Raw genomic sequence first — 24,293 nt, 5'->3', positions numbered from 1 at the left:
CGGCCGGACCCCCGCCTCGGATCAGCGCGTGGGGAAGGTGTCGGGGGTGCTGATCCTGCTCTTGAGCAGCGCGCCGGACTCGGTCAGCACGCCGCTGCCGCTGTAGTCGGTGCCGCCGCAGGTGCCGGGCCTGAACGCCGCGCTGCCCTCGTCGGCGTCGGAGTAGGTCCAGTTCGCGTAGCTGATCTTCAGCTGATCGAGCAGGTCCAGCCAGGCCGTGCTGCTCGCCCGGTCCACCGCTCCGCCTCCGGTGGCGCTCACCGTGCCGAACTCGGAGACGAACAGCGGCAGTCGGGAGGCCGCCCGGCTCACCGTGGCGCGGTAGGCGTCCTTGTGACTCGCGGCGTAGAAGTGGAACGCGTACATGATGTTGGTGGCGTTGACGGGGTTGTCGACGACCTCGTTCTCGTTGGAGCCGTCCGAGACCCCCAGCGAGGACCAGCCGCGGGTGCCGACGATGACGACGGCGTCCGGGTCGGCGGCCCGGATCACCGGGATGACCTGTTCGGCGTAGCTCTTGACGGCCGCCCAGCTCACGCCGTTGGGCTCATTGGCGATCTCGTAGATCACGTTCTTCTTGCCGGCGTTGCGGGCGGCCACGGAGGCGAAGAACGTCTTCGCGCGGTCGAGGTTGAAGTTCGGGTCGCCCGGCGTGAGGGTGTGGAAGTCGATCACGGCGTACATGCCGCGGGCCTCGGCCATGTCGACGAGGCTGTTCACGCGGCCGGTGAAGCCCGCGGGGTCGGTCTCGTAACCGTCCTCCTGCACGTACATGGCGATGCGCAGCAGGTCCGACTTCCAGTCCTGCGCGAGCGCGTCCAGGGAGGCGGTGTCGTAGCACCGGCTGAACCACTGGAGGCCGTGGGTGCTCATGCCGCGCAGCTGTACGGGGCGGTCGTACTGGTTGCACAGGTTCACTCCGCAGACGTGCAGCTGCCCGTTGACGTCCACGGGGGTGCCGTCGTCCGGGGCGGGCGGGGGTTCCTCGACGGAGCCCGTGCAGGCGACCCCGTTGAGCGTGAACGCCGTGGGTCGGGGGTTGGCGCCCGTGAAGGAGCCGGTGAATCCCAGGTCGACGGTCGCGCCGGTGGCCAGTGTGCGGTTCCAGTCGACGGCGGCGGCGGTGACCGTGGCGCCGGACTGCGACCAGGTGGCGTTCCAGCCCTGGACGATCTTCTGTCCGGCGTCCGGCATGGTGAACCCGAGCGTCCACCCGGAGACGGGGGCGCCCAGGTTGGTGATCCTCACTCCGGCCTGGAAGCCTCCCTGCCACTGGCCGGCCACCGTGTAGTCGACCCGGCAGCCTGCGGCGGCCGCCGCCTGTGGACCGGTCAGTGCCGTGAGGCCCAGGACCGTCGCACAGGTCGCCAACAAGGCCAAGAAGCGTTTCACAGCGTTCCTCCTCATGCGATGCGAGCACAGCGTGATGCGGACACAACGTGATGCAGCGCAATGGGAGCGCTCCCAAAGCCCATCGGCCCGAGACCGTACACCGGCGCGCCGGTGCGCGATAGCCGTGCGACGGCCGAAGAACGCCGCGGCGCCGGTGACCGCCGTCCGCGGGGAGGCGGCCGGGCGTGCCGACGTGGACGGTGGCGCACGTCACACTTCCGCCCTGTCACGGGGAGCGGGCGGCCGGCATCTCGTGTTCAGCCCGGCGCGACACCGCGCGTGAGCACGAGTGAGGAAGAGACCATGGACGCCCGATTCAACCTGTTCGAGAACGAGATCGCCTCCCGGTTCGCCAAGCGGTTCGCAGGCGCCGCCCTGGTGGTCCACGACTCCCCGCTGCCGAAGTCCACGCAGGAGCTGGTGGCGCTGCGCGTCAGCCAGATCAACGGCTGCGGCCACTGCGTCGACATGCACGTCAAGGAGGCCGCGGCGGCCGGAGAGAGCGCGGTCCGCCTCCACCTGGTCGCCACCTGGCGCGAATCCACCGTGTTCACCGAGGCCGAGCAGGCCGCCCTGGCCCTCGCCGAGGAGGGCACCCGGCTCGCCGACGCCTCCCGGGGCGTCTCCGACGAGACGTGGGCCCTGGTCCGCAAGCACTACGACGACGACCGGACCGCCGCCCTGGTCACCCTGGTCGCCCTGATCAACGCGGCCAACCGCCTCGCGGTGATCACCCACCGGAAGGGCGGCTCGTACGAGGCGGGCATGTTCGCGGCGGCGGTCGGGAACTGACCCGCCGACGGGCTCCGGCCCGGAGCGAAGTCCTCGGCATCCCCTCCGGGCGCGCGGACCGGGCCGGCGCCCGTCCGTGGGCCTCACGTTCGATCCGAACCGTCCCGACAGGGCCCTGGCGCTCCCGCGTTCGACACGGGGTGGTCACGAGGGCGGACGTGTTCATCGCCGAGGTCAAGAGCCCGACCGGGGCGCGGGAGGGCCGGCGGATCCGCCCGGGCGCCCTGCAGGTCCTCGACCACGCGCACCCGCTCCGGACCGCCCGCCCCGGTCACCGCCCGCGTCCCGTGCTGGTGCCGGAGAAGCTCCCGGCGGTCCCGGTGGTCCCCGGCGGCCCGATCCGCCGCCATACGGCTCACGTCGGCGCCCGACTTCCCGGACATCCGGGGGTGAGACGCGGGCGCGGAACGGTACGTCACCCGACCTCGGCGTGCCCGAGGCGTCGGCTCACGGCCCTGTGGTCGTGAGCCGCCGTTCTCCGTGTGAACCAGGAGGGTGCGGGAGCGGGTGGGGTCAGGGGCGAACGACGGGACCCGCGATCGGGGCCTCCTGGGCGCCGTCGGCGGTCGCCGTCCGCCGGCGGTCGGCCCGCAGCGCCGCGGAGCGGGGCAGCGCCGCCGCGAGCAGGGGCCCGCGCAGGGCCGGCGCGCGCAGGGCGAGGGTCACCAGGGCGTAGCCCGCGAGTCCGCCGAGCGTGTTGGCGATGAGGTCGTTGACGTCCACGGAGCGGCCGTTGTTCAAGGCGATGTACGACAACAGCTGGGCGGCTTCCACGGACAGGCTGACCGCCGCCGTCATCAGGGTCACCCGCGACGCCGAGGTGGCGTTGCGGAACAGCAGGGGCAGCAGGAAGCCGGCCGGCACCAGCATGACGACGTTGGGCACCATGGTGATGTCCGCGGTGAGCAGCGGGACGAAGTTGATCTGGCCGATCCAGGGGGCCTGGTTGGCGTACTCGCCCCACGTCACGTTCAGCGGGAAGATCGTCAGGGACAGCACGGCGGCGACGTAGACGGCGGCGGCCAGCGCCAGCGGACCGCGGCGTTTGTCCCACACCCCGCGCCTCACCCGGATGACGGTGCCGGCCGCGAACAGGACGAGCGCGGGGCCGAGAACGGGTGCGGAGTCCACCTGGAAGCGAATGTCCATGAGGGCTGATCCTTCGGTCGGGGTGAGCGGTGCTGACGTGCCTCAGCCTCCTTCCGGGCCGGCTTCGGCGGATCTCCCGAAGGACCCATTCCCCGGTGGACGGCTACGACTTTCGGCAGAGGGGGCCCGGTGTCGCGCGCGGCTAGGGTTCTCACCATGCTCAGACCACTGCGCGCGCCGGCCGCCGGCCGGTTCGCCGTCGGCGCCCTGCTGCTCTGCCTCCTCGGGGCGGCCCTGCTGATCGACATCGACGCCGGCACCCTCCGCGGCCAGGGCGCCGGGGTCACGTTGATCCTGTCGACGGCCGCGGCGGCGGCCGTCGTCTTCCCGGCCGTGGTGATCAGGTCGTCCCCCGCGGTACTGGCGTGGGCGGCGTGCGGCGTGGCCCTGGTGTCGCTGGCCTGCTCGCTCGGACTGCGCGTGGCGGCGAGCGGCGGTTCGGTCCTGGACCAGGCCTCCGACGCCTACACCCTGTTCGAGCCGACCGCCCTGATGGTGCTGCTGCACGTGACGGCGCGGCGGGGTTCCCCGGCCGGCACCGCCGTCGCTCTGCCGCTGCTGATGGCCGCCGTCGTCCTGCGTCCGCTGGTGATCGAGGTGGACGAGGGCAGCAGCGTCGTCGCGCTCGTCCTGACGCTGGTGGCCGGCGGCGCCCTGGCCTCCGGTCTCACCGTCCGCCTGGTCGCCGCCTCCCGTCGGCAGCGCGAGGAGCGGATCAGGCTCGAACAGCGCCTGGGTTTCGCCCGCGACCTGCACGACTTCGTCGCCCACCACATCTCGGGCATCGTGCTCCAGGCGCAGGGCGCCCGTGCCGTCGCGGCCAGGAAGCCCCAGGCGGTGGGCGACGCCCTGGAACTGATCGAGGCCACCGGGGCGGAGGCGCTGACCGCCATGCGCAGGATGGTCGGCGCCCTGCGCGAGGACGCCGTCCCGGACACCCGGGCGCCGGGCACGGACGCCGTCCGCGCCCTCGTCGCCGGCTGCCGGCTCCCCGGGGCCCGGGTCGGCTTCACCGAGACCGGCCCGGCCGACGGCCTTCCCGCGGACGCCGCCCACCTCGTGGAACGCGTGGTCATGGAGGCGCTGACGAACATCCGCAAGCACGCCCACGACTGCACCACCGCCCACGTGCGCCTGGACGTCTCCCGGCGCCGGGTGACCGCGCGGATCACCGATGACGGACATCACCGTCCGTCCGGCGGCACCGGCTACGGACTGCGCGGCCTGCGCGAGGTCACCGCCGCCGCCGGGGGCACGCTGACCGCGGGGCCCGGCCCCGAGGCCGGCTGGCACGTCGCGCTCGAACTCCCCCTCCCCCTGCGGCAGGTGCTCCGATGACCATCCGTGTCCTTCTCGCGGACGACCAGACGATCGTCCGCACCGGCATGGCCATGATCCTGTCGGCCGAGGACGACATCGAGGTCGTCGCCCAGGCCGCCGACGGGGTCGCCGCGATCCAGCAGGCCGACCTGCACCGCCCCGACGTCGTCCTCATGGACATCCGCATGCCGCGGCTGAACGGCATCGAGGCGCTGCGGCACCTGTGCCGTCCCGGGGCCGCGCACACCCCGAAGGTCGTCATGGTGACGACCTTCGACGACGACGAGTACGTCCACCAGTCCCTGCACCACGGCGCCTGCGGCTTCCTCCTCAAGGACGCGGGGCCCCGCCTGCTGGCCGAGGCCGTCCGCTCCGCCGCCTCCGGCGAAGCCCTCATCAGCCCCTCCATCACCGTCCGCCTGCTCGAGCGGTTCGCCCGCCCCGCCGCCGCTGCCGGCCCGGTCCGTCCCTCGCCCCTGTCCGAGCGCGAGACCGAGGTCACCGCCCTCGTCTCCCGTGGGCACACCAACGCGGAGATCGCCGCCGCCCTGCACATCAGCGCGGGCACGGTGAAGACCCATCTCACCAACATCCAGGGCAAACTCGGCGCCCGCAACCGGGTCGAGATAGCGGCCTGGGCCTGGGAAACGGGACTCGCCCGCTGACCGGGCCGCGCACGACGCCCTCGGGGACGGGACGGACCGGCACGGCCTCGCCCTCCCTCTTCGTGGTCCGCTCGAACTCGAGGGCCGGGGCTCACGTGTTCCGAGGACGTCGGCCGGATCCGCGTCGTGCGCGTTCCCACCGAGTGTCGCGCCGGCCGGGGGCCCGTCCGTCGGATCGGGAAGTGCGCGTGGCCCCTGGCCTGCGCCGTGCCCCAGCGGGTGCCGGTGAAGGCCTCGGCGCCGAAGGGGGCCTGCGGTTCGTCCGCGATGGACTCGCGACAACGGGCTGGCCCACTCGGAGGAGCGGAGCCTTCGATGTGCTCCGGTGCCGGGCTGAGGCCTGCCGGAACGAAGGCGGCGGTCCTCCGCGCCTCACCGACGGGATCCTCATCCCGTCGGCGTCGACGAGGGCGGCGTGGGAAGAGGGCTGACGCCGGGTTCGAAGTGGTCGCGGAGGTGGATGCGGGTGCGCTGCGGCGTGTACTCGTGCACATACACGCTGACGCAATGCCTGTCGGACAAGCCATACGTCTCGGAGATGTCCTGTTCCTCCGTGGCCTTGGGGGAGCCGGGACGGACGTGGCCGTAGCGCATGCCGTCCTTGAGCGTCTCGGGTTCCGGAAGTCCGAAGTGCGCGAAGGTAGCGGGGGGTGACGTCGGTCTGTTCGGAGGTCGGTTCCAGCCACTTCTTCTCCGGCGGGTACTGCTTCAGACAGGTTTCCGCCTCCGACCTGGTCAGGGTGAAGGTGAGGATGCCCGTGGCGAAGCGGGAGGTGACCTTGTAGGCGGCCTGCGGAGACCGGGCCGTGGCCGGGACCTCGAGGTCCAGCTGTTCGCTCATCCACTCCGCTGTGATCCCTTCGGCCCACCGCACGTCCGCTGCCTCCTCGTCCAGGCGGTCACCGGGTCCGTCGAGGAACCAGCCCGCCGCGGCCACGGCGCCCGAGAGGGCCGGCGCACCGGCGGTCACTCCGGCGACGGCGGCCACCGCCGCCTTCGGCACCGCTCGTGCCCGGCTCGGGCGCCCGACAGGGATTCACGTCGCTCATCGGCCGTCCGCCCTCCCCACCGGCATGCCGGCCACTCGGTCCTGTTGTTGTTCACGGACGGGATTCAAGCGTCCGTCCCCGCTGTCGTCGGGACCCGGTAGCGGGTCGTCGTCGGGCTTCACGGCCCAAGCGGCCTCAGCGTGCCCAGCCGTTGCAACTCCACGATGTGCTCCGCCGCCCGACGCGGCGCTTCGCCGCCGCTCACCAGCACTCCCGCCTCGATGTTGCGGTGGGTCGCGGACTCGGTCAGGTTGTGGCAGGCCGCCCCGTGGAGGTGGTCACCCGGATCGTGGGGCAGCCGCCCCGAACAGAGCGGATCGGCCGAGCAGTGCCCGGCGTCGGCCAGGGCCCGGCGGACGATCCGGCCGAACGCGCGCTCCTCGGCCAGGGAGACCAGGCCGCCGAGGGTGCCCTCCGAATCCGGGACGGCGGTGTAGATCAGGATCCCTGTTCTCGGGTTCTGTTCGTCTCCGGCGTGGATCCGCTCGGCCAGGGAGGCCGAGCCGTAACCGCATTCGAGGGCGATGGTGCGGATCAGCAGGTGGGAGAGGGTGCGCAGGGCGATGTAGCGGGCGCCGGGCCAGCCGTGGAGGGGGTCGAAGTCACTCGTCTTGCGATCCGGCTTCCGGTTGGAGCGGAACCGGTCGTAGGCCTCCCGGTGGGCCTCCATGCGCGCCACCCACTCCGCCATGAGGTCGACCCGTACGCGCAGGAAGATCCTCTCTCCGCGGACCTCGCTGGCCGGCACCCAGTTCTGCGTACCCCGTGACAGGTCCACGCGGGTGGCGATCTCCGGGGACTCGGGATCGGGGGCGTCGAGCCGGGTGAAGCCGATCAGGGCGCGCGCCTCGCGCAGCCGCTCGACCTGGCGGACGTCCGAGAAGAGGTCGTCCAGCGGGGCCGGGACGGAGACCGGTCGGAGGGCGAAGTCGTCGCTGGGCACAGGGACCGGGCCGGACAGGGCGTCCCGTTCGGGGCGGAAGAGATCGGCCTGGACGTCGGGTGCGGAAGAGGCCGGTCCGTCGAGTCCCTGCTTGCGGGCCGCGATCGCCGCGAAGACGGCGTCGGCGTCGAACTCCTTGAGGAACCCGAACGGGGCGGACGCGCCATGAAGGCGAGCTCGCTCCGGTCCTCGACCTTCTCGAGCTCCGGCCAGTGGTCCTCGAGCAGCTTGTCGATGTCGCCGCCCTGCCCCTTGGGCAGCGCGAGCGCGCTGAGGGTGAGCGGGAACCACTGGTTGGAGGCGCCCGCGTTCGCCCATGGCCTCGCGGATGTTGCGCTTCGCGCCGCAGGCGACACATTCGATGGTGACGTTGGCGGGCCTGGTTGCCGCCGGACACGACCTGCTGGAGATCGCCCGCGCCGACAGGCGTGACGGGCCGCGGGGCAGCGGCAAGGCGGTGAAGGCGTACTCGTCCTTGATGTGTTGGAGTGCGGCTGGGACACGTCCCGCCCGCTGTCATACGGGCGCAGCGACCGACTTGTTCAGCTCCGGAAACGTTCTGCCCATGTGATACCCATCACACGTTCGAGAATTCGGCCACATGTCCGGAACGGCGGGAATGACTGACTCCGCGCGGCCTGAGGCATGCTTTCCCGCAGCTCGCGCATGGTGCCTAAGCGGTAACTTAACGCTGTGGTCTATGCCTGTGCGTGGCGAAGTGATCACGGGTCGTAAAAAAATGGTCGGGAAGGGCATGCGCGTTTGGCCCCTCTCATCAGAAATCCTGCAGCCGAGGACCCAGAGCGGTGTCCTCCGCAGCGTCATCTCCCCATTGCACAAAAGGAGTTGATGTCGCGTTGGCAGGAGAGGACCAGGTCCTGATGACCGTGAACGATCTGCTCGCACTGCTGGCGGCCGCCACTGCCGTGCGCGTCTTCCTCCCCGACGTCGCCGCTGGACTGCGCCGGATGCTGCGCGCCGGCGCCCGTGTCGGCGTCGCCGAGCTGCTGAGCACGCAGCCGGCGCGCACTGCGGCCACCGAGACCCTCACCGCAGGGACCGTCCGGGACGAGGAGGCATGACGATGGCCATCCCCGAGGACAACAACGCCCCTTATACGCTCCCCGAGGACAGCAACGTCCCCGACGCCCTTCCCGCCCAGCCCCGAGAACTGAACTCACTGCAGGGCGTCCACTACGAGATGCCGTCCGACCTTGACGCCTTCTATCGCATGTACGCCCGGCCGCAGCTGCGCTACGCCGCCACCGTGCTGGGCGACATGAAGGCCGCCCAGCAGGTCGTGCGCCGCCTCTACAGCCACCTCGCCCTGAACTGGGCCGTCGTCCTGCTCGAGGACGGCGGACCGGAGGCCTACGCCTGGCGCCTGCTGAAGATGCGCGTCGAACTCCACCTGCGCATGAACCTCGGCCCCGCCGCCGACGGACGCAGCACCGCTCCCGCCGGAACCGCACGGACCACCGCCGTTCACGACGCCGTCCGTGCCACGCTGGAACGCATGCGCACGCAGCTGGCGGCCATAGAGTCCCCCCTCGGTCTCTACACCGCCATCGCCACCCTGCCGGAACGCCAGTTCGACGTGATCATCCTCCAATACGTCCTCGGCTACTCCTGCAAACAGGCCGCCAACACCATGGGCATCGCCCCGGCCACCGCCCGCACCCACCGCCGCCTGGCCCGCAAACGCATCGCCGCCAAACTCGGCATAGACCTGGGTGACGACGAGGAGAAGGAGTAACACCGTGCCACGCAGCATCGACGACTACCTCGACCAGACCGCCCTCGCGGACATGGTCACCGACGCCGACCTCGACACCCTGCAGCAGGAGATCGTCCGCGACGTCACCGCCACCCTCATGTTCGGCGCCCGCCCCGCCCCCGAGGGCTACTACCCCACCGCCCTCGACGAGGCTCAATCGGCCCTGACAGCCCTCTCCAGCGAACTCATCCGCCGCACCGACGCCGCCGGACACCTCGCCCGCATCGCCGACGTCCCCTATGACGCCGACGGCGCCCTGTACTTCGGCTGCCTGCTCAACCTTGCCCAGGAACCTGAGAGCGCCCTGTGGTGGTGGCAGTTCGCCGCCGGCGCCGACAACGCCACCGCCGCCTACTGCCTTCACCTCCACCACCTACTGCGCGGCGAACTGCGCGACGCCGACCACTGGGCCCACCAAGCCCTCCACCTCGACGACGACATCCACCTCACCCCCACCAATCCCTGGCCCACCCGCCGCCTACCGCACCCCACTCTGGCCCTGCGCGAAGCAGTGGAACGCCTCAGGGTCGAAGAGGAACTGGCCGGCGCCCCCTTCCACCACCCCGACCACCGTCTCGCCGACCAACTCGAGGAGCTTACTGACGCCTGCTGAGGAGAAGGAGCGCCCAGGTGCACGTCGATCGTGTGAAGTTCGACCTGCAGGGATGGACGAGTGACGGGGGTGGCTACATGTCCGGCACGGACAGGGTCAGGCCTCCGGGCAGCGCGGTCAGGCGGGCCCGTTTGCGGTCTGGTGGGCGCTGTCACGTTATTGAGCGGTTCTCTGACGGCGCGTCGAGGCGTGTGGCGGGGACCGGGCTTCGGGCCGGTGTTCAGGCCCCGGCGGCGCCGGTGGCCTGGCCCCAGATGGCGAAGCGGAGGGTCATCCCGGCGCGGTAGCCGGGAGCGGTCATCAGGTGGTGGCGGGACCGGTAGTGCGGTGAGATGCCGCTGAAGGCAGCCAGGAACCGTTGGGCCCCACCGGTACTGCGAAAGCCCTTCATCGCGCGTTCACGCCGCCTTGTCGGCTGATGACTGTTCTCTGCCCGATTGTTCAGACCCTTGTGCGAGCGGTGCTCAACCGAAGGCATGACCTCGCGGTGGGCCGCGCCGTAGGAGCGCAACTCGTCGGTGACGACCACCCTGGGCAACGCATGGGTCTTCTTCAGCAGCCTGCGGAAGAAGTGCCGGGTCGCAGCGGTGTCCCGCCGGCTCTGTACGAGGAAGTCCAATGACATTGCCGTCGGCGTCGACGGCCCGCCACAGGTACTTCTCTGCTCTCCGTCGATCTTCATGAAGACCTCGCCCAGGTGCCGTTCGTCCCCGGGGCGGGGCTGCCGACGGCGCAGCGCGCCGGCGTAGGCCTGCCCGAGCCTGGCGCACCAGCGGTGGACCGTCTCATGGGAGACGAGCACGCCGCGCCCCAGTATCAATTCCTCGACCTCGCGAAAGCTGAGCGGGAAGCGGAAGTACAGCCACACGCAGTGCGCGATGACCTCCACCGGGTGCCGGCGCCCCTTGTACGACGGCGGCGCGCTGTCCACGGACGATCCCTCCCGGCATGACGAGCCGGAAGATCATCCCACCCGGTCAGTCAACGTGACAGCGTCGACGAGGTGGCTCTCGATGTGGTCGATCACCGCTGACACGGCCTGCCGGTAGGCGGTGCTCGACCGGCGGACCTGGGACAGCAGCATGCCGCCCTGGATGGCGGCCAGCAGAGCGGTGGCGAGCGCGGCAATGTCAGCGCGCTCGCTCAGCTCGCCGCGTGCCTGCATGCGTGCGAGTCCCGACCTGACGGGGCCTTCCCACCGGTCGAAGGCGGAGACGAGTCTGATCCGTGCCGACTGGTCGCTGTCGGCGGGTTCGCTGGCGAGCGAGCCGATCTCGCAGCCGCCCTCGCATCCCCTGGTGTCCTGCCGGCTCCCTGCCTTGTCGCACCGCTCGCGCAGGGCCTCGATACTGTCCAGGTTGTCCAGCAGAGGGCGCTGCTGGGCGAGTTGGGCGTCCGGGCGAACCAGCGGCAGACCTCGGGCGACGGCCGGCCGTACACCCGCTACGCCGTGGCGGAGGTCGGCGCGTCGGGCTACCTGATGATCCGCTGGGGCACGGTCGCTTCGCAGGCCGACTGTTCCGCCTGAGCGACGCCCCGCGCCGCCGTCCGGCTTCCGTGCGCGTCGACGGGGGCCGGGGCCGCGGTCACGGCAGGTCGTAACGGACGAGTGCGTCGGCGAAGGGCTCGCCCGTGCGGCGGGCGTACGCCATGCGCTCGCGGATCTCCCTCAGGGTGCGCGGACGGTATCCGGGCCCGCCGCAGCAGCTCTTGTGGAAGTGGACGCCCGCGTGCAGGAGTACGGACAGCGCTCGCCAGGCCGCGGTGTCCCGGCGCGGGGGCGCCGCGAAGGCCGATCCCACGTGGATCAGCGGTTCCGCACAACGGGGGCAGATCCGGTGCGGCCTGTCCCTGTCGTAGGGCTGCTTGTAGGAGCCCCGACAGGGCAGGCGGACGTAGGAGGTCTTCGCGTGGCCCATGCCGTCAGGGTAGGCGGCGGCCGTGCGGAACTCGACGGGGTTACGGAAGTGCGGAGGGGGCACGACGTGCCGCACACTCTCCGGGTGATCGTGCTGCAGCCCGTCCTCGAAGTCTCCGATCCCGCCGGCTTCACGCTCTGGCCGGTCGCCGGGATCGAGCCGTACGGCTTCCTGCCGCTCAGTGGCGCGCTCGCTCCCACTGAGGTCGGCACGGCGGTCATGAGCATCGCCGCCCACAACGACGTCGTGCCGGCGGCCGACGACCGCCTGCCGCGGCCCGTGGACCCGCTCGGCTCCTTCCTGCACGGGCTGCTCACCATGGACGACCTCTTCGCGTCCGGCGGCCTGCGGGTCACGGACACCGCCTCCGGCGTCACCTTGCTGCCGGGCTGCTGCAACGGCCTCGAGGAACGCCGCGACTGGTTCGACGTCCTCGACGGGGACGGCCGGGCCTCCTTCGGCCACGACCCGTCCCCGCTCGCCGAACGCCACGGTGACGCCGTCCGCCTGACCGTGGACGCCGACCGGGACGACAGTCCCGTGATCGAGCTCGCCGCCGGCGAACTGCGGAGCCTGCTCACCGGAGCGGAGCGCGACCTCACCGGGTTCCTGGCCCTGGCGGCCGCGTGGGCCGCCCGACGACTGCCGGGCCACGCAGCCCCGGTGACGTCCGCACTCGCCCGCGCCCTGGTCCTCCCCGCGCAAGGCCCGCCGTCCGCGTCGCCCCGACGGCCGGAGGCCGTCGGCCGACGCGCACCCCCGCCTCACCGCCCGATCCCGTCCTCCGGCACCGGGGCCCGCGGGACGAGGCGGGGAGGCAGTGGACGGGGCGGGCGGGCGTGAGCGGCGTGGGCGCGTTCCAGCTCCCGCCGCCAGATCGCCGGCAGGGCTTCCTCCGTCCGCGGCACGGCAAGTCCTGCGGCCCCGAGGACGTCCCGGAAGAAGTCCACCGGGCCGCCTCGGGCGTCCACGACCAGCGCGGAGAGCAGAGGGGCGCCGTCGGCCCCCGCTCGCCGGTCCAGCGTCACCAGCCAGTGCCCGGGGGCCCAGGCCGGACTCGCCGGTGTCCAAGTCGCCGATCGCGACGGTGCCGCCCTGCGCGGCGGCTCCGGTGAGCCGGCTTCTGAGTCGGTCCACCGGGTCCTCGGCGGGCGTGGAGCGCCTGGAGGGTTCCCTTGACCGCGCGAGCCTGGCCTTGCTCTGGGCCGCCTCCATCCTCGCCAGCCGTTTCGCCTCCTTGTCGGTACGCCGATTCGCCGCTTTCAGAGCGTCGTTCACGGCCTTCAATTCGTCCTCGACGAGACGGACGTAGTATCCGGAGCTCCTGTCGGCCACCTTGACCCGTTGGGCTGCAGGCAGGAGTGCGCCGTCGTGGTGCGCAAGCCACGTCTGCGCCTCACTGGTGACCTTTCGCGCCCGTTTCCGCGTCGGCTTGTCGACAAGGCTCAGGAGACCGGTGAGCTCTTGGAGCAGGGAGCGCAGACGCTTCACCATGGAGGTGTCGGCGACCGTCCTGCCCGTCGGCCTCACCACGTTCACCTGACGGTCGGCGGGACGGCGCGCCTTGACCTCGGGGGTGGAAATCCGTGGACGGGCCCGCGGTGGATCACTTAGTGTGTGGTTCCACGCCCTGAGACGGATGGAAGGAGGCGAGTGCCGTGCGGTTCACACCTTTCCAGCGCTCCCTCTTCCGCTGTCCCGGCGTGGTTCGTGAGTTCTGACCGGGAGCGCTCCAAGCAGCCTGTTTCCCGGAGGAATCCATGACCGATCCGGTCATCCGCGCGCTCTCCGCGAGCGACGCTCATCTCTTCGACGCACTCTCCGACCCCCTGGGCGCCCGTGAAGGCCATCGGCGTACCCAGTTCCGCCCCGACTGGAAGCGCGTCGCCCTGCGCGACGGCGAGGTCGTCGCACGCGGCGCGTGGTGGGGCGGCCCCGACGACTCGAAGCCCGTCAACATCAACTGGTTCGACGTGGCCGAAGGCGAGGAGGAGGCCGGGGCCGAACTCCTGCGCTCCGCTCCCTGGCAGGTCGAACTCGAGATCAACCTGCCCGGCGGCTGGCGGGACAAGCCCGACCTGCGCGCCGCCGCCGAGGCGCGCTTCGCCGCCGCACGAGCCGCAGGGTACGAACTCCTGGTGGAACGCTTCCTGTACCGCTGGACCCCGGAGCGAGGTCTGCCCGAGCGGCCCGGACGCCTGCGCTTCAGCGCCGAACCCGACGACGCCGTGTTCTTCGACGCGTTGCGCCGCATCCACTCCGCCACCTTGGACGCCCACGCGCTCAGGGCCATCGAGGAGGGCGGCCTCGACCAGGCCGCCCGGGAGGAACTCGACTTCTTCCACTGGTGCCCCTCCCCACGGGCGTGGTGGCAGATGGCGTACACGCCGGAGGGTGACCTGGTCGGCATCCACATCCCGGCTCACAACCCCTCCGGACCGACCATCGGCTTCATCGGAGTCGTCCCGGAACAGCGCGGTCACGGATACGCCTACGACCTCCTCGCGGAGTGCACCCACCTCCTCGTCGAGCAGGGCGCGGAGTTCGTCAGCGGAGCGACGGACCAGGGCAACTTCCCCATGGCCGCGAACTTCGCCAAGGCCGGCTTCCCCATCATCAGAGAACGCATCAACTTTCACCCGGCGGGCCAAGCGGCCTAGCGAGGAGTAGCACGCGCTGAGGGGTCCGGTCCGAGGGCAGGTCCGGACCCCTTGTCAGCGACATAACGATGATTTGACCGTCATCGATCATTCTTCCGCAGTCTCGCCCGGTCGCCTCAGAGAGATACCGGAACACAGAGTCGATCCTCGGCACCTCGCCTACCACCGGACTCGTCGCAGCCGGCCAGGGCTTTCTCCCCACTCGTGACGAGCGCCTCCCACTCCGTCGCCTGCAACCCGACGTGAAGCAGGCCGTGCCATGTCCGGACGGCTGAACTGTCGGCACGACGAGCCTTGCAGCTCCTCCTGCCGACTCCCGACGGGCAGACGACAAACTGTGCGAGGTGACGACCTCACGCGACCCGTGCACCGCTTGCGCCGTGGATTGGATCGCGACCAGACGGAGCACTGACACCGTCACCCCGTTCGCACACCGATGGCCACCTTCGCCCAGACGGTCTTGGCGTACGCGTCGCGGACGGTGCAGCCCCAACGGTCCGCGTACGCCTAGACGAGAAGCAGGCCACGCCCAGACTCCGCGCCGGACGGCGCCGGGACGGCCGCGGGGTGAGGGGGAAGGCGCCCCGGGCGGGTGTCGGTCACCTCGACGCGGACGACGCCGTGCTCGGGCAGGAGGAGCAGCGCCAGGCGGAAGTCCCGGCCGGGGGTGCGACCGTGGGTGACCGCGTTGGCCGCCAGCTCGGTCGTGACGAGGGCGACGGCCTGTGACGTCCCGGAGTCGTACGGGACGCCCCAGGCCGCGAGCTGCTGTCCGGCGAGGCGGCGGGCGAGACGGGCTCCGCGTGCGGTGCTGCTGAGGCGGATGGTGAGGTGGGGGGCACCGGTAAGTGGCTCCACCCTGATGTTGGTCGACTTCACGGAGTCACCGTCCTGTCACGCGGATGGCGGGGGCGAGGTCGGACCTCCGTACCCGGTCGCGCGGTACGGCCGCTGTACGGGTCCGTACGGCAGGTGTACGAGTCCGTGCGCGTGGCCGGAACGCCGGGTCGGTCGTTGTCGCTCACGACGGAACGCTGCGCGGAACGAGGGGGCGCGATGGGCAGGACGACCCAGCGGGAATGCGGGACCACCGGCCGGCGCGGACCGGACAAGGAACGTCCGGCGGCCTGGAGCGCCTACGGCAAGCTGGTCCGCCTCTTCCGCGAACGCGCCGGCCTCACCCAGCAGGCCCTCGCCGAGGCGATCGACTACTCGCTGGAGCAGGTCGCCTCCGTCGAACAGGGGCGGAGACCGGCGAAGGCGGCCTTCACGGAGGCCGCGGAACGGGTGCTGGAGGCGGGCGGGGCGCTGCGGGTGCTCCAGGAGGACGTGGACCGGGCCAAACTCCCACTGTTCTTCCAGGACTTCGCCTCACTGGAGGCGGAGGCGGTCAGCCGCTTCTCGTACGACCCGATGCTGGTGCCGGGACTGTTGCAGACGGAGGCGTACGCCCGCGCCCTTCTCGAAGCGCACTTCCCACCCCTCGAAGAGGAAGCCATCGAGCAGCACCTCACCGCCCGGCTCGCCCGGCAATCCCTGCTGACGCGCAAGAGCCCGTGCGTCGTGTTCTCGTTCATCCTCGAAGAGGGCACTCTCTACCGAACGGTGGGCGGCAGAGCAGTCCTGGAGGAACAACTCGCGCGCCTGCGGGACTGCAGCCGCATGCGGAACGTGGAGATCCAGGTGATGCCGACCCAACGGGCCGCGCACAGCGGGGTCAACGGCCAGTTCGTCCTGTTGGAAACCGTCGAACGGCGGCAGTTCGTCTCCATCGAGGCCCAGGGAGTCGTGAACATCCGCTCGGACCGAAACGAGGTCAGCGAGTTCTGCCTCCAGTATGGAATGCTGCGCTCACAGGCCCTCAACACCGAGGAGTCTGCCAGGTTCATCGAGCACTTGGCAGGGGAGCTATGAGCATCGACCAGCACGTTGAGCAGCCCGGCGACCTCACGTGGTTCAAGAGCAGCCACAGCGGAACCAACGGCGGCGACTGCGTCGAGATGGCCGCAGGCGCGGGTGCCGTGTACGTACGGGACTCCAAGGCGGCGGCCGACGGTCCCGTGCTGCGGGTCGGCCGGGACGAGTGGGCTGTGTTCGTGACGCACGCGGCCCGCTAGTCCCGGCGCGTTCAGCCCTTCACGCCTCGATGCGCAGCCAGGTGTCGCCGGTGCGAAGCCAGAGGGTGCCGTCGCGGCCCTGACCGCAGCGGACGACGACCCGGCCGGGTACGTCGAGTACGCGGTGATCGGTCACCGTCCAGGTGGTGCCGTCGAGTTCGGCGCGGGTGAGTTCGACGGTGCGCTGGTTGTGGTGGCGGCGGGTCAGTACCGCCCGGTTACCGCGGAACGCGAACCCGTCCGGGTCGCGGACGGGGCTGGGGTGGGTCGTCACTTCGCCGGTGGACGGGGTGGTGCGGGTCAGGAAGGTGCCGTGCCTGCCGCCCGCGTACCAGACCAACCACACCTGGTCGCCGTCGGTCGCGGCTGTGCAGCCTTCCAGCGGGTGGCTGGGCAGTCGGTCCTGCGGAAGCCATATCGCGCGGCCGTCGGTGTCCCAACCCGCGAGGCCAGCGCCGGACTCACGGTGCTCTCCGCAAATGGCTTCGTCCCCGTAAGCCGTCCAGACCCGTCCGTGGCGGTCGGTCACGAGGACGGGGATGTCGTCGCCGATGCAGAACTCTCCCCCGGGTGTGCCCGACGCGGAGTACACCACGGCGTTGGTTGCCCAGAGGCCGTTGGTCCTGTCCAGTGACGCACGTCCGCTCACCAGCAGGAAGCGAGAGTCCGGAAGCAGGGCCAGGTGGCTGGGGCGGCCCCCGATGTTCTCCACCGTGGTGCGCCGCTCCTCCTGTCCCGTGACGGTGACCAGCTCGCCGGTGAACGTGCCCTTCGGTATCCATCCGACCCATCCCTTGATGGAGGGGATGTGTTCCAGGTACCGCCGGTGGACGAGCAGGACCGAGAGTTCACCGGCCCCGAATCAGGGCTTCTCTGTAGCCCCGTCGGCTGGTGATGGGAGCGTTCTTCCCGCCTGAAGGGCGCAAAAAGCGAGGTGAGCGGGCTGACCGGTTGGAGATTCGCTCCAATCCCTCTGCCCGGCGTGGCGCGACCGGGCAACAAGCGGCGACCCGCCGAGGCCGCGTCTTACCCGAGTGCGTGCCGACCGTCTGAACGCCTACTCTGCGCCAGGGCGGTTGAGCCGGAACAAGGGGATCGACGATGAGCATGTACTTCAAGCTGGGTGACGAGACGCTGTGGAACCCGTCGAACGGCGCCGGCCGCCTCTTCATGCGGCAGGTGGAGGTCTTCGAGGCGGAACTCGGGCTACCCTCGGGAATCGGACAGGGGAAGTACTGGGGTGACCCGGACACACTCGCAGTCGATCCGGTCGCGTACACGGAGTTCGTGCACGGCCTCGTCGCCTGGCACTGCGGGACGAGCCACTCCGTGATCCTCGCGCTCTCCGAGGGGTTCGCTGCGACAGCGGTCGCGCTCGCACGGCGGGCAGGGATCGAGGTGGAGATGCCCGCATCGGAGACCGGCCATGCGTGGGGTGGCGTCCGACGCGACGTGCAGGTTCCCGGCAACGCCCGGGTCTCGTCGAGCGCCGTCGTCGACGCCCTGGACACACGGGCGCGAGAGGTGGACCGCTGGATGGCCCGCTGAACCGGCCCGCCCGACACAGCCGTTCGCCGTCTCTTGCTCGCCGCCTGTGGTCGTACGGGATCCCGTACGGCTGTTGTACGGAGCCGGGGCCGTGCCCAGGTCGTCGCGGCTCGCGTTGAGCAAGGTCCCGGCGGCGGGCTGAGCGCCGCTGCGGTGCGAGTGAGCGGGGTGCGGTGCGGGACGGAAGGGCGTGAGACATGAGCACGGTGCGGGAGACGCGGGGCGGTCGGGCGGCGAGGGCGAAGGAGGAGGGCGGGGGCGACCTGCCGGGGGCGTGGGCGGCGTACGGGAGGCTGCTCCAGCATCTGCGGAAGCGTGCCGGGCTGAACCAGCAGCAGCTCGGGGAGGCCATCGACTACTCGCTGGAGCAGGTCGCCTCGGTCGAGCAGGGGCGACGGCCGGCGAAGGCGGCGTTCACACGGGCGGCGGACCGGGTGCTGGAGGCGGGTGGAGTGCTGGAGGTGCTCCAGGACGAGGTGGACCGGGCGAAACTCCCGCGCTTCTTCCGCAACTTCGCGATCATCGAGGCGGAGGTGGTGAGCCGCTTCTCGTACGATCCGCTGCTGGTGCCGGGGTTGTTGCAGACGGAGGGGTACGCGCGGGCGGTGTTCGCGGGGCACTGCCCGCCGCTGAGCGAGGAGATCATCGACCAGCACACGGAGGCACGGTTGAGTCGGCAGAAGCTGCTGACGCGGGTACCGCTCGCGGAGCTGTCGTTCATCGTGGGTGAGGAGGCGTTGCGCGATCCAGTGGGCGGCCCGGAGGTCATGGGCGAGCAGTGGCGACGCCTGCTGGAGGTCAACGCGTTGCGAAACGTAGAGGTGCAGGTCATGCCTGCTGGGCGGGGGTTCCATCCGGGCAAGAACGGCCCGTTCGTGGTGGTGGAGTCACACGAACACCGGCTCCTTGGATACTTCGAGTCGCAAGGGGTCGGGTGCGTTGTCACGGATCCCGCCGAGGTCAGCGCGTTCTCGTTGCGGTATGGCAAGCTGCGATCGCAGGCCCTGAACGTCGAGGAGTCTGCACGACTCATCGAGCGGATGGTGGGAGAGACGTGAGCGTGGAGCAGGTGACCGAGAGCGTGGACGGGCTGCACTGGTCCAAGAGCAGCTACAGCGGATCGGACGGTGGCGACTGCGTGGAGGTGGCCGTCGGTCTCGACGCCGTGTACGTACGGGACTCCAAGGCCGTGGGCGACGGGCCGGTGCTGCGGGTCGGCCGGGACAAGTGGGCGGCGTTCGTCGCGCCTACGGCGGGATAGCGCCGACCAGTACTTCCGGGCGGAACAATGGGTTGATTCCCGTCACTTGAGGTGACGTGAGCTAGCCCATTGTCATGCCGCTGGCTCAGAAGAGGGCACTTTCGGTGCCCTCACCGAAATCCGACCCACCTCGCGCCGCCAACTGCTCCTTGCGCTTTCGAACGGCAGCAGGCCCTCGTACACGTAGCCGATCTGCTCGACGTCCAGCGCGTGGAAGCTGAGGAGCGTGCGGACCTCGCGGTCCTTGCCCTTGCCGACGCGGACCTCCTGCACGGCCTGGAACAGGTGCAGGACCGTGCGGTCGTCGATGGGCAGGAGGAGGGAGAGCGCCTCGCGTTCCCGCGCGTCCAGGTGCTGGAGCCTCATGGTTCCGGTCGACTGGAGGCCGTTGCGTTCGAGGCGGGCGCGTACGGCCGTCCAGAGGCGGGTGAGGAAGGCGAGGACCCCGTCGTCCAGGGGCCCCCTCGTCGGCGCGTCCGGGGCCGCTCATACCGGCATCAGCCTTCGCTGCCGTCCGTTCCACGTGTAGTGGAGCGTGGCCACGCCGCGTACGTGCGGGTCGCGCAGGCACTCATAGACGGGTCGGGTACGGACAGGTCCGCCAGCAGCGTGCCGCAGAACACGCGCATCACCGCGATGTACTCCAGGCGCTCGGGCGCGCTGAGATAGGTGTACGCGCTGAGCCGCTACCAGTCGTCCGCGTCCGTTTCCCGCCCCTGCGGTGCGTTTCCCTCTTTCCCCTCCACACCGTCGAGACTACGGACCGCCACTGACAGCGTGCAGCGGGGTGGAGGAGGAGCGACCGATCAAGCGCTTCATTCGATCATGTATGGACATGATCGGTTGTTTTTGCACCGGGTCCGGTCGGGAGTCAGGAGTTCCCCAGGTACGTGGTCGCCTCGACCTCGTTCAGATGGATGAGGATGTCGTGGGCCTTGCCGAGGGCGATCCGGTACTCCATGGGGTCGGGCCAGCCGGCGCCGATGTTCCGGGTGGGGCGCGGTTCGGACAGCCAGGTGCGCAGGGAGCGGGGGACGGTGCGCAGGTCCAGGACGTAGTCGCGTTGGCGGGCCCGGTCCAGGGTGTACTCGTTGGAGCCCGGCCGTGCGGCGTCCACGCGGTAGGTGCGGATCACGTTGTCTTCCGTGCCGAACGCCTTGAAGGCGCCGCTGTGGAAGGTGAAGCCGATGCTGACGTAGTCGCCGCCCAGCGTGTCGCGCAGGAAGGCTCCCTGGGTCTTCGGGTAGCGCGGGTCGAAGGCGTCGTAGGAGACGTGGGTGTTGTGGGCGGACAGCAGGATCCGGTCGCCGGTGTGCCGGTGCCACCAGGCCGTGTTCTCGGCCATCACCCGGTCGCGGTACCTCATCATCTCCGTGGCCTGGGCCTCGTCGGTGATGTCGTAGGAGTAGCCCTCGGCCATCTGGTGGATGGCCCGGGCGTGCTGGACCGCCCAGAGGTGCTCCTGCCGGCTCGTGCCGGGGGCCGGGGGCTGCTTCCGGAGCAGTTCGAGGACCTTCCGGGTGCGCTCGGCGCGCTTCTCGCGTTCCGCCAGGGGCAGTTCGAGGTAGCTCTCCAGGTAGGCGGCGGCGTCGGTGGTCGGGGCGAGGCCGTCGTAGAGGGCGGTGACGCGTGACCGCAGGCGCGGGTGGGCGCGGGCCACGTGGTCCGTCACCCGCCGGTACAGCTCCGGTCCGGCGTAGCCCATGTCGTTGCCCGTGAAGCGCACGGGGTCGGTGGGGTGGTGGCGGTTGTAGGAGCGCATCCACTCGATGAGGTTCAGGTAGTCCGCGTTGTTCCAGATGCGGTAGGAGCCCTGGAACTCCTCGCGCGCTATGCGGTCGAGGTCGCCCCTGCCGTACAGCACGTACTCGTCGACGCGGACGCCGCTGCTCCAGGGCAGTTCCAGGGAGAAGGCGCGGAAGCCCTTCCGCTCGACCAGGTGACGCAGGACCCGGTGCTTCATCCGGAAGAAGTCCCGGGAGCCGTGGGTGGCCTCGCCCAGGCCCACCACCTCGGCGTTCCCCACCATGCGGCCCAGCGCGTCCAAGTCCCGCAGGCTGCCGCCGGGTTCGGTGCTCCTCAGCGGGTGGGCGCCGCGCTCGATCGCGTCGACCACGCTCGTCGCGCCCCGGACGGAGGAGTGCTCCGGCGCCGTGGCGGTGGCCGGGCCGGCCACCGCCACGGCGCCCAGGGAGAGGAGGAGGGCCGAGGAGAGGAGTGCTGCCTTGCGTGGTGTCATGCCCGTAGGTTTTCGCGCGTACGGATGTCCGCGCCAACCCCTGGACTACCCACTCGCGGGTACCGCAGGCACTACCGGACGCGGGGGGCTTCCCCCCGGCGAGGAGACACGCCGGGCCGGACGGGAGAGGAGGAGCGTCGGTTGCGCCGGGTGTCGTCGAGGGTGGTCCTCGTGGAGGTGGCGGTCGCGGTGCGGTTGGCGCCGCTTTCCCGGGCCGGGTGTACGTGCCGAACGACGGCGGGAAGACCGGGGCCGACGGTCCCTGTCTCAAGTAGGGTCGTTTCACGGGGGGTTGGCAGTGCCTACACTCACGATCATGACCACTGGAACCCCCCTTCCCGGGGCGCCGGCCGGCGCCGACCCGGCCCTCTTCGCGACCATGTCCACCATGAGGGCCATGCGGCGCCTGAGGCCCGACCCGGTGCCCGACGACCTCCTGGACCGGCTGGTACAGGCGGCGGTCTGGGGCCCCAGCGGCGGCAACATGCAGCGCTACGAGTACGTCGTCGTCACCGACCCCGCGGTCATGGCCGGGCTCGCGCCGCTGTGGAAGCGGTGCGTGGACGCGTACCTGGCCACGACCGGCAAGCACGCCCCCGCCGGCATGGACGAGGCCGCGTACGCGCGGATGGTCGCCGCCATCGAGTACCAGCGCGACCACTTCGCCGAGACCCCGGCGCTGATCATCCCCTGCTACCGGTTCCCGGAGCCGAGGATCGAACAGGAGGGGCTGCGCGTCTACGCCGAGGCGCTCGGTCCCGAGGCGACGGAGCGCATGGGGCGGATCCAGGAGCGCTTCTCCGCCCTCGCGGAGGGCTCCTGCGTCTACCCGGGCGTGCAGAACCTGCTGCTCGCCGCGCGGGCCCTGGGCCTGGCCGCCAACATCACCATCTGGCACCTGTTCCTGGAGGAGGAGTGGAAGGCAGCCCTCGGCATCCCGGGGGACATGAACACCTTCGCGGCCATCCCGGTGGGGTGGCCGCGCGGCCGGTTCGGTCCGGTGAGCCGCCGTCCGGTCGAGGAGGTCGTGCACCGCGACCGCTGGTAGGCGCCGCGGCGCCCCGGCCGTCCGCACGGCGCTCCCTCCGCGCCCGGGCGCCACGCACGGCCGGCCCGGACCGCGTGTGCGGTCCGGGCCGGCCGTGGTCCGGGGCGGGTCCGGGTCACGCCTCCTGGGTGAAGACCGCGTGGAAGCGGCGGGTGTGGTCCACCCGGCGTTCCGGGCCGGTCAGGGTGACCGTCGCCGTCAGGCGCGCGTCGGTGCTCGACGCGGCCAGGCGGAGTTCCAGGTCGCCGGGCTCGACGATCCGGTGGCCGTCGCGGCCGGTGAAGGAGGCCACGTCGGCAGGGACCGTGACGCGGAGGCGGCGGGACTCCCCCGGCTCCAGCTCCACCCGGGCGTAACCGACGAGCCGCTGCACCGGCTGGACGACGGAGGCGACCGGGTCGTGCAGGTACAGCTGGACGACGTCGGCGCCGGACCGTTCGCCGGTGTTGCGGACGGTGAGGGCGAGGGTGAACTCGCCGTCCGTACCCGCCTCCGGCGTGTCCACCGCGAGGTCGCTCCAGGCGAAACTCGTGTACGTCAGACCGTGGCCGAAGCCGAACGCCGGGGTCGGGTCGATGTTGGACACCTCGCTGAGCTGGGCGAGGCGTGCGCCGAGGTAGGTGGTCGGCTGGGAGCCCGGGCCGCGCGGCACGCTGACCGGGAGCCGTCCGGAGGGATTGACACGACCGCTGAGCACCCCGGCGATCGCCTGGGTGCCGGCGACTCCGGGGAAGAAGGACTGCACGATCGCCGCGGACTCGGCGACGGCCCGGCCGAGGGCGTACGGCCGTCCGGCGAGCAGGACGGTCACCACCGGCGTGCCGGAGTCGAGCAGCGCGTCGAGGAGGTGCTGCTGGGCGCCGGGCAGGGCGAGGGACTCCGCGTCGCAGCCCTCGCCGCTGGTGCCGCGGCCGAACAGGCCCGCGCGGTCTCCGAGAACGGCGATGACGAGGTCCGCCTCGCCCGCCGCGTCCACCGCCTCGCCGATCCCGGAGAGGTCCCCGTCGTCGACGCCGGTGCCGCGGGCGACCGTGATCTCGGCGTCGGGGAACTCGGCGGCCAGGGTCTCGCGCAGCGTGGGCAGGTCGATGCCGACCGGGACGTCCGGGTGCTGCACGCCCACGTGCTGGGGGAAGGAGTAGCAGCCCAGTACGGCCGTGCCCTCGGTAGCGTTGGGGCCGACCAGGGCGATGCGGCGCGGCGCGGCGAGCGGCAGGGTGCCGTCGTTGGTGAGCAGGACGACCGCCTTCTCGGCGATCTCGCGGGCCAGTTCCCGGTTCTCGGGCCGGTCCAGGTCGACCCGGCCGCGCAGGGCCTCCGGGTCGTCCAGGTCCGCGCCGTCGAGCGCGGGCGGGACCGGGCTCCAGTCCGGGTCGAGCAGGCCGAGCATCGCCTTCTGGCCGAGGACGCGGCGCAGGGCGCGGTCGATGAGCGCCTCGGGGACGCGGCCGTCGGCGACGGCCTCGGCGAGCGGTGCGCCGAACGTCTTGACGGTGGGCAGTTCGACGTCGACGCCGGCCTTCAGCGCGGCGCCCGCGGCGTCGGCGAAGTCGCCCGCGACGCCGTGCAGGACCTTGAGGAAGGCGATGCCGAAGTAGTCGGCGACGACGGTGCCGTCGAAGCCCCAGGTGTCGCGGAGCAGTCCGGTCAGCAGGCTCTCGTCGGCCGCGGCGGGCACGCCGTCGGTGTCGGTGTAGGAGTGCATCACGGAGCGGGCGCCGCCCTCGCGGACCGCCATCTCGAACGGCGGCAGCAGGACGTCGGCCCGTTCGCGGGCGCCCATGGGGGCGGGGGCGAGGTT

The 24,293-nt window shown here is 71.2% G+C and carries 27 protein-coding genes; 15 read left to right on the top strand and 12 right to left on the bottom strand.

Annotation, left to right across the window (positions count from 1 at the left end; genetic code table 11):
- Positions 1–21 precede the first annotated feature (21 nt).
- Positions 22–1,392: a cellulase family glycosylhydrolase gene (locus ADK41_RS33790; RefSeq protein WP_030831885.1), complete on the bottom strand. Its 1,371-nt coding sequence runs from the start codon at positions 1,390–1,392 to the stop codon at positions 22–24.
- A gap of 303 nt (positions 1,393–1,695) precedes the next feature.
- On the opposite strand from ADK41_RS33790, the gene ADK41_RS33785 reads away from it, so the two are divergent.
- The gene (locus tag ADK41_RS33785; RefSeq protein ID WP_030831888.1) at positions 1,696–2,184 is read left to right on the top strand and encodes a carboxymuconolactone decarboxylase family protein; all 489 of its coding nucleotides are present in this window, start codon (positions 1,696–1,698) and stop codon (positions 2,182–2,184) included.
- 513 nt (positions 2,185–2,697) lie between these two features.
- Here ADK41_RS33785 and ADK41_RS33775 read toward each other — a convergent pair.
- Entirely contained in the window at positions 2,698–3,333 is a 636-nt protein-coding gene (locus ADK41_RS33775) for a VanZ family protein (RefSeq protein WP_063756581.1), read from the bottom strand.
- 156 nt (positions 3,334–3,489) lie between these two features.
- Between ADK41_RS33775 and ADK41_RS33770 the strand changes: the two genes are divergently transcribed.
- Entirely contained in the window at positions 3,490–4,671 is a 1,182-nt protein-coding gene (locus tag ADK41_RS33770) for a sensor histidine kinase (RefSeq protein ID WP_051843415.1), read from the top strand.
- On the top strand, positions 4,668–5,318 hold the full coding sequence (locus ADK41_RS33765) for a response regulator (RefSeq protein WP_030831900.1): 651 nt from the start codon (positions 4,668–4,670) through the stop codon (positions 5,316–5,318). Before ADK41_RS33770 ends, ADK41_RS33765 begins: the two co-directional genes overlap by 4 nt.
- A 387-nt stretch (positions 5,319–5,705) precedes the next feature.
- On the opposite strand, the gene ADK41_RS43695 is transcribed toward ADK41_RS33765, so the two are convergent.
- Complete coding sequence (locus tag ADK41_RS43695) at positions 5,706–5,912, bottom strand: hypothetical protein (RefSeq protein ID WP_234318953.1); 207 nt, start codon at positions 5,910–5,912, stop codon at positions 5,706–5,708.
- Positions 5,913–6,485: 573 nt separating this feature from the next.
- On the bottom strand, positions 6,486–7,628 hold the full coding sequence (gene drmB / locus ADK41_RS33755; RefSeq protein ID WP_234318955.1) for a DUF1998 domain-containing protein: 1,143 nt from the start codon (positions 7,626–7,628) through the stop codon (positions 6,486–6,488).
- 539 nt (positions 7,629–8,167) lie between these two features.
- Between drmB and ADK41_RS33750 the strand changes: the two genes are divergently transcribed.
- The 3 genes from ADK41_RS33750 to ADK41_RS33740 are packed head-to-tail and all read left to right on the top strand — an operon-like array spanning position 8,168 to position 9,700.
- Positions 8,168–8,392, top strand: coding sequence for a hypothetical protein (locus tag ADK41_RS33750; protein WP_053637303.1), 225 nt, complete (start codon positions 8,168–8,170; stop codon positions 8,390–8,392).
- The gene (locus tag ADK41_RS33745; RefSeq protein ID WP_158717701.1) at positions 8,389–9,066 is read left to right on the top strand and encodes an RNA polymerase sigma factor; all 678 of its coding nucleotides are present in this window, start codon (positions 8,389–8,391) and stop codon (positions 9,064–9,066) included. The genes ADK41_RS33750 and ADK41_RS33745 overlap by 4 nt, the downstream gene beginning before the upstream one ends.
- A 4-nt stretch (positions 9,067–9,070) precedes the next feature.
- Complete coding sequence (locus tag ADK41_RS33740; RefSeq protein ID WP_051843418.1) at positions 9,071–9,700, top strand: hypothetical protein; 630 nt, start codon at positions 9,071–9,073, stop codon at positions 9,698–9,700.
- Between the two features lie 220 nt (positions 9,701–9,920).
- Here ADK41_RS33740 and ADK41_RS33735 read toward each other — a convergent pair whose 3' ends face one another.
- Together ADK41_RS33735 and ADK41_RS33730 are read right to left on the bottom strand one after the other, a co-directional pair.
- On the bottom strand, positions 9,921–10,631 hold the full coding sequence (locus ADK41_RS33735) for an IS6 family transposase (protein WP_234318958.1): 711 nt from the start codon (positions 10,629–10,631) through the stop codon (positions 9,921–9,923).
- A 33-nt stretch (positions 10,632–10,664) separates the two neighbouring features.
- Positions 10,665–11,039, bottom strand: coding sequence for a TetR family transcriptional regulator C-terminal domain-containing protein (locus tag ADK41_RS33730; protein ID WP_234318966.1), 375 nt, complete (start codon positions 11,037–11,039; stop codon positions 10,665–10,667).
- 48 nt (positions 11,040–11,087) lie between these two features.
- On the opposite strand from ADK41_RS33730, the gene ADK41_RS41900 reads away from it, so the two are divergent.
- On the top strand, positions 11,088–11,228 hold the full coding sequence (locus ADK41_RS41900; RefSeq protein ID WP_158717702.1) for a hypothetical protein: 141 nt from the start codon (positions 11,088–11,090) through the stop codon (positions 11,226–11,228).
- A 58-nt stretch (positions 11,229–11,286) separates the two neighbouring features.
- Here the strand turns inward: ADK41_RS41900 and ADK41_RS33725 are convergent, their stop codons facing one another.
- The gene (locus ADK41_RS33725; RefSeq protein WP_030831916.1) at positions 11,287–11,619 is read right to left on the bottom strand and encodes a hypothetical protein; all 333 of its coding nucleotides are present in this window, start codon (positions 11,617–11,619) and stop codon (positions 11,287–11,289) included.
- Between the two features lie 66 nt (positions 11,620–11,685).
- Here ADK41_RS33725 and ADK41_RS33720 point away from each other — a divergent pair, with 66 nt between their 5' ends.
- Positions 11,686–12,462, top strand: coding sequence for a hypothetical protein (locus tag ADK41_RS33720; RefSeq protein ID WP_234318960.1), 777 nt, complete (start codon positions 11,686–11,688; stop codon positions 12,460–12,462).
- A 917-nt stretch (positions 12,463–13,379) separates the two neighbouring features.
- Positions 13,380–14,279 carry a GNAT family N-acetyltransferase gene (locus ADK41_RS33705; protein WP_030831925.1) on the top strand — a complete coding sequence of 300 codons (900 nt, stop codon included), beginning with the start codon at positions 13,380–13,382 and terminating at the stop codon, positions 14,277–14,279.
- 507 nt (positions 14,280–14,786) lie between these two features.
- Here the strand turns inward: ADK41_RS33705 and ADK41_RS33700 are convergent.
- Positions 14,787–15,158: an ATP-binding protein gene (locus ADK41_RS33700; protein ID WP_324604902.1), complete on the bottom strand. Its 372-nt coding sequence runs from the start codon at positions 15,156–15,158 to the stop codon at positions 14,787–14,789.
- Positions 15,159–15,335: 177 nt separating this feature from the next.
- Between ADK41_RS33700 and ADK41_RS33695 the strand changes: the two genes are divergently transcribed.
- Together ADK41_RS33695 and ADK41_RS33690 are read left to right on the top strand one after the other, a co-directional pair.
- Positions 15,336–16,193 carry a helix-turn-helix domain-containing protein gene (locus tag ADK41_RS33695; RefSeq protein WP_030831928.1) on the top strand — a complete coding sequence of 286 codons (858 nt, stop codon included), beginning with the start codon at positions 15,336–15,338 and terminating at the stop codon, positions 16,191–16,193.
- Complete coding sequence (locus ADK41_RS33690) at positions 16,190–16,396, top strand: DUF397 domain-containing protein (RefSeq protein ID WP_030831931.1); 207 nt, start codon at positions 16,190–16,192, stop codon at positions 16,394–16,396. The genes ADK41_RS33695 and ADK41_RS33690 overlap by 4 nt, the downstream gene beginning before the upstream one ends.
- 19 nt (positions 16,397–16,415) lie before the next feature.
- Here the strand turns inward: ADK41_RS33690 and ADK41_RS33685 are convergent, their stop codons facing one another.
- Positions 16,416–17,108 (bottom strand): hypothetical protein, encoded by a 693-nt coding sequence (locus ADK41_RS33685; protein ID WP_234318963.1) that lies wholly within the window; start codon positions 17,106–17,108, stop codon positions 16,416–16,418.
- A 395-nt stretch (positions 17,109–17,503) separates the two neighbouring features.
- Here ADK41_RS33685 and ADK41_RS33680 point away from each other — a divergent pair, with 395 nt between their 5' ends.
- From ADK41_RS33680 to ADK41_RS33670, 3 genes are all read left to right on the top strand, one after another.
- The gene (locus ADK41_RS33680) at positions 17,504–17,944 is read left to right on the top strand and encodes a DUF6086 family protein (protein ID WP_324604903.1); all 441 of its coding nucleotides are present in this window, start codon (positions 17,504–17,506) and stop codon (positions 17,942–17,944) included.
- Positions 17,945–18,141: 197 nt separating this feature from the next.
- Complete coding sequence (locus tag ADK41_RS33675) at positions 18,142–19,002, top strand: helix-turn-helix domain-containing protein (RefSeq protein WP_030831941.1); 861 nt, start codon at positions 18,142–18,144, stop codon at positions 19,000–19,002.
- Entirely contained in the window at positions 18,999–19,205 is a 207-nt protein-coding gene (locus ADK41_RS33670; RefSeq protein WP_030831944.1) for a DUF397 domain-containing protein, read from the top strand. Before ADK41_RS33675 ends, ADK41_RS33670 begins: the two co-directional genes overlap by 4 nt.
- A 72-nt stretch (positions 19,206–19,277) precedes the next feature.
- Here the strand turns inward: ADK41_RS33670 and ADK41_RS43690 are convergent, their stop codons facing one another.
- Positions 19,278–19,571 (bottom strand): hypothetical protein, encoded by a 294-nt coding sequence (locus ADK41_RS43690; RefSeq protein WP_030831947.1) that lies wholly within the window; start codon positions 19,569–19,571, stop codon positions 19,278–19,280.
- 505 nt (positions 19,572–20,076) lie between these two features.
- The gene (locus ADK41_RS33660; RefSeq protein ID WP_030831950.1) at positions 20,077–21,444 is read right to left on the bottom strand and encodes an erythromycin esterase family protein; all 1,368 of its coding nucleotides are present in this window, start codon (positions 21,442–21,444) and stop codon (positions 20,077–20,079) included.
- Between the two features lie 316 nt (positions 21,445–21,760).
- On the opposite strand from ADK41_RS33660, the gene ADK41_RS33655 reads away from it, so the two are divergent.
- Positions 21,761–22,492, top strand: a complete 732-nt coding sequence (locus tag ADK41_RS33655; protein WP_030831953.1) for a nitroreductase family protein — start codon at positions 21,761–21,763, stop codon at positions 22,490–22,492.
- A gap of 115 nt (positions 22,493–22,607) precedes the next feature.
- Here ADK41_RS33655 and ADK41_RS33650 read toward each other — a convergent pair.
- Positions 22,608–24,293: glycoside hydrolase family 3 C-terminal domain-containing protein (locus tag ADK41_RS33650; protein WP_030831956.1), on the bottom strand; the 1,686-nt coding region annotated here is incomplete at its 5' end.

It is taken from the genome of Streptomyces caelestis (genome assembly GCF_001279005.1).
GTDB lineage: Bacteria > Actinomycetota > Actinomycetes > Streptomycetales > Streptomycetaceae > Streptomyces > Streptomyces heliomycini.
This window is presented reverse-complemented; position numbering and strand designations above follow the sequence as displayed.

What these genes read in the sequence shown, in the direction of transcription:
- ADK41_RS33660 (WP_030831950.1), bottom strand. Translation starts at nt 21,444, where the DNA reads ATGACACCACGCAAGGCAGCACTCCTCTCCTCGGCCCTCCTCCTCTCC.
- ADK41_RS33765 (WP_030831900.1), top strand. Translation starts at nt 4,668, where the DNA reads ATGACCATCCGTGTCCTTCTCGCGGACGACCAGACGATCGTCCGCACC.
- ADK41_RS33775 (WP_063756581.1), bottom strand. Translation starts at nt 3,333, where the DNA reads ATGGACATTCGCTTCCAGGTGGACTCCGCACCCGTTCTCGGCCCCGCG.
- ADK41_RS43695 (WP_234318953.1), bottom strand. Translation starts at nt 5,912, where the DNA reads ATGCGCTACGGCCACGTCCGTCCCGGCTCCCCCAAGGCCACGGAGGAA.
- ADK41_RS33655 (WP_030831953.1), top strand. Translation starts at nt 21,761, where the DNA reads ATGACCACTGGAACCCCCCTTCCCGGGGCGCCGGCCGGCGCCGACCCG.
- ADK41_RS33675 (WP_030831941.1), top strand. Translation starts at nt 18,142, where the DNA reads ATGAGCACGGTGCGGGAGACGCGGGGCGGTCGGGCGGCGAGGGCGAAG.
- ADK41_RS33705 (WP_030831925.1), top strand. Translation starts at nt 13,380, where the DNA reads ATGACCGATCCGGTCATCCGCGCGCTCTCCGCGAGCGACGCTCATCTC.
- ADK41_RS33680 (WP_324604903.1), top strand. Translation starts at nt 17,504, where the DNA reads ATGTACTTCAAGCTGGGTGACGAGACGCTGTGGAACCCGTCGAACGGC.
- drmB (WP_234318955.1), bottom strand. Translation starts at nt 7,628, where the DNA reads ATGGGCGAACGCGGGCGCCTCCAACCAGTGGTTCCCGCTCACCCTCAG.
- ADK41_RS33690 (WP_030831931.1), top strand. Translation starts at nt 16,190, where the DNA reads ATGAGCATCGACCAGCACGTTGAGCAGCCCGGCGACCTCACGTGGTTC.
- ADK41_RS33770 (WP_051843415.1), top strand. Translation starts at nt 3,490, where the DNA reads ATGCTCAGACCACTGCGCGCGCCGGCCGCCGGCCGGTTCGCCGTCGGC.
- ADK41_RS33785 (WP_030831888.1), top strand. Translation starts at nt 1,696, where the DNA reads ATGGACGCCCGATTCAACCTGTTCGAGAACGAGATCGCCTCCCGGTTC.
- ADK41_RS33695 (WP_030831928.1), top strand. Translation starts at nt 15,336, where the DNA reads ATGGGCAGGACGACCCAGCGGGAATGCGGGACCACCGGCCGGCGCGGA.
- ADK41_RS33725 (WP_030831916.1), bottom strand. Translation starts at nt 11,619, where the DNA reads ATGGGCCACGCGAAGACCTCCTACGTCCGCCTGCCCTGTCGGGGCTCC.
- ADK41_RS33745 (WP_158717701.1), top strand. Translation starts at nt 8,389, where the DNA reads ATGACGATGGCCATCCCCGAGGACAACAACGCCCCTTATACGCTCCCC.
- ADK41_RS43690 (WP_030831947.1), bottom strand. Translation starts at nt 19,571, where the DNA reads ATGAGGCTCCAGCACCTGGACGCGCGGGAACGCGAGGCGCTCTCCCTC.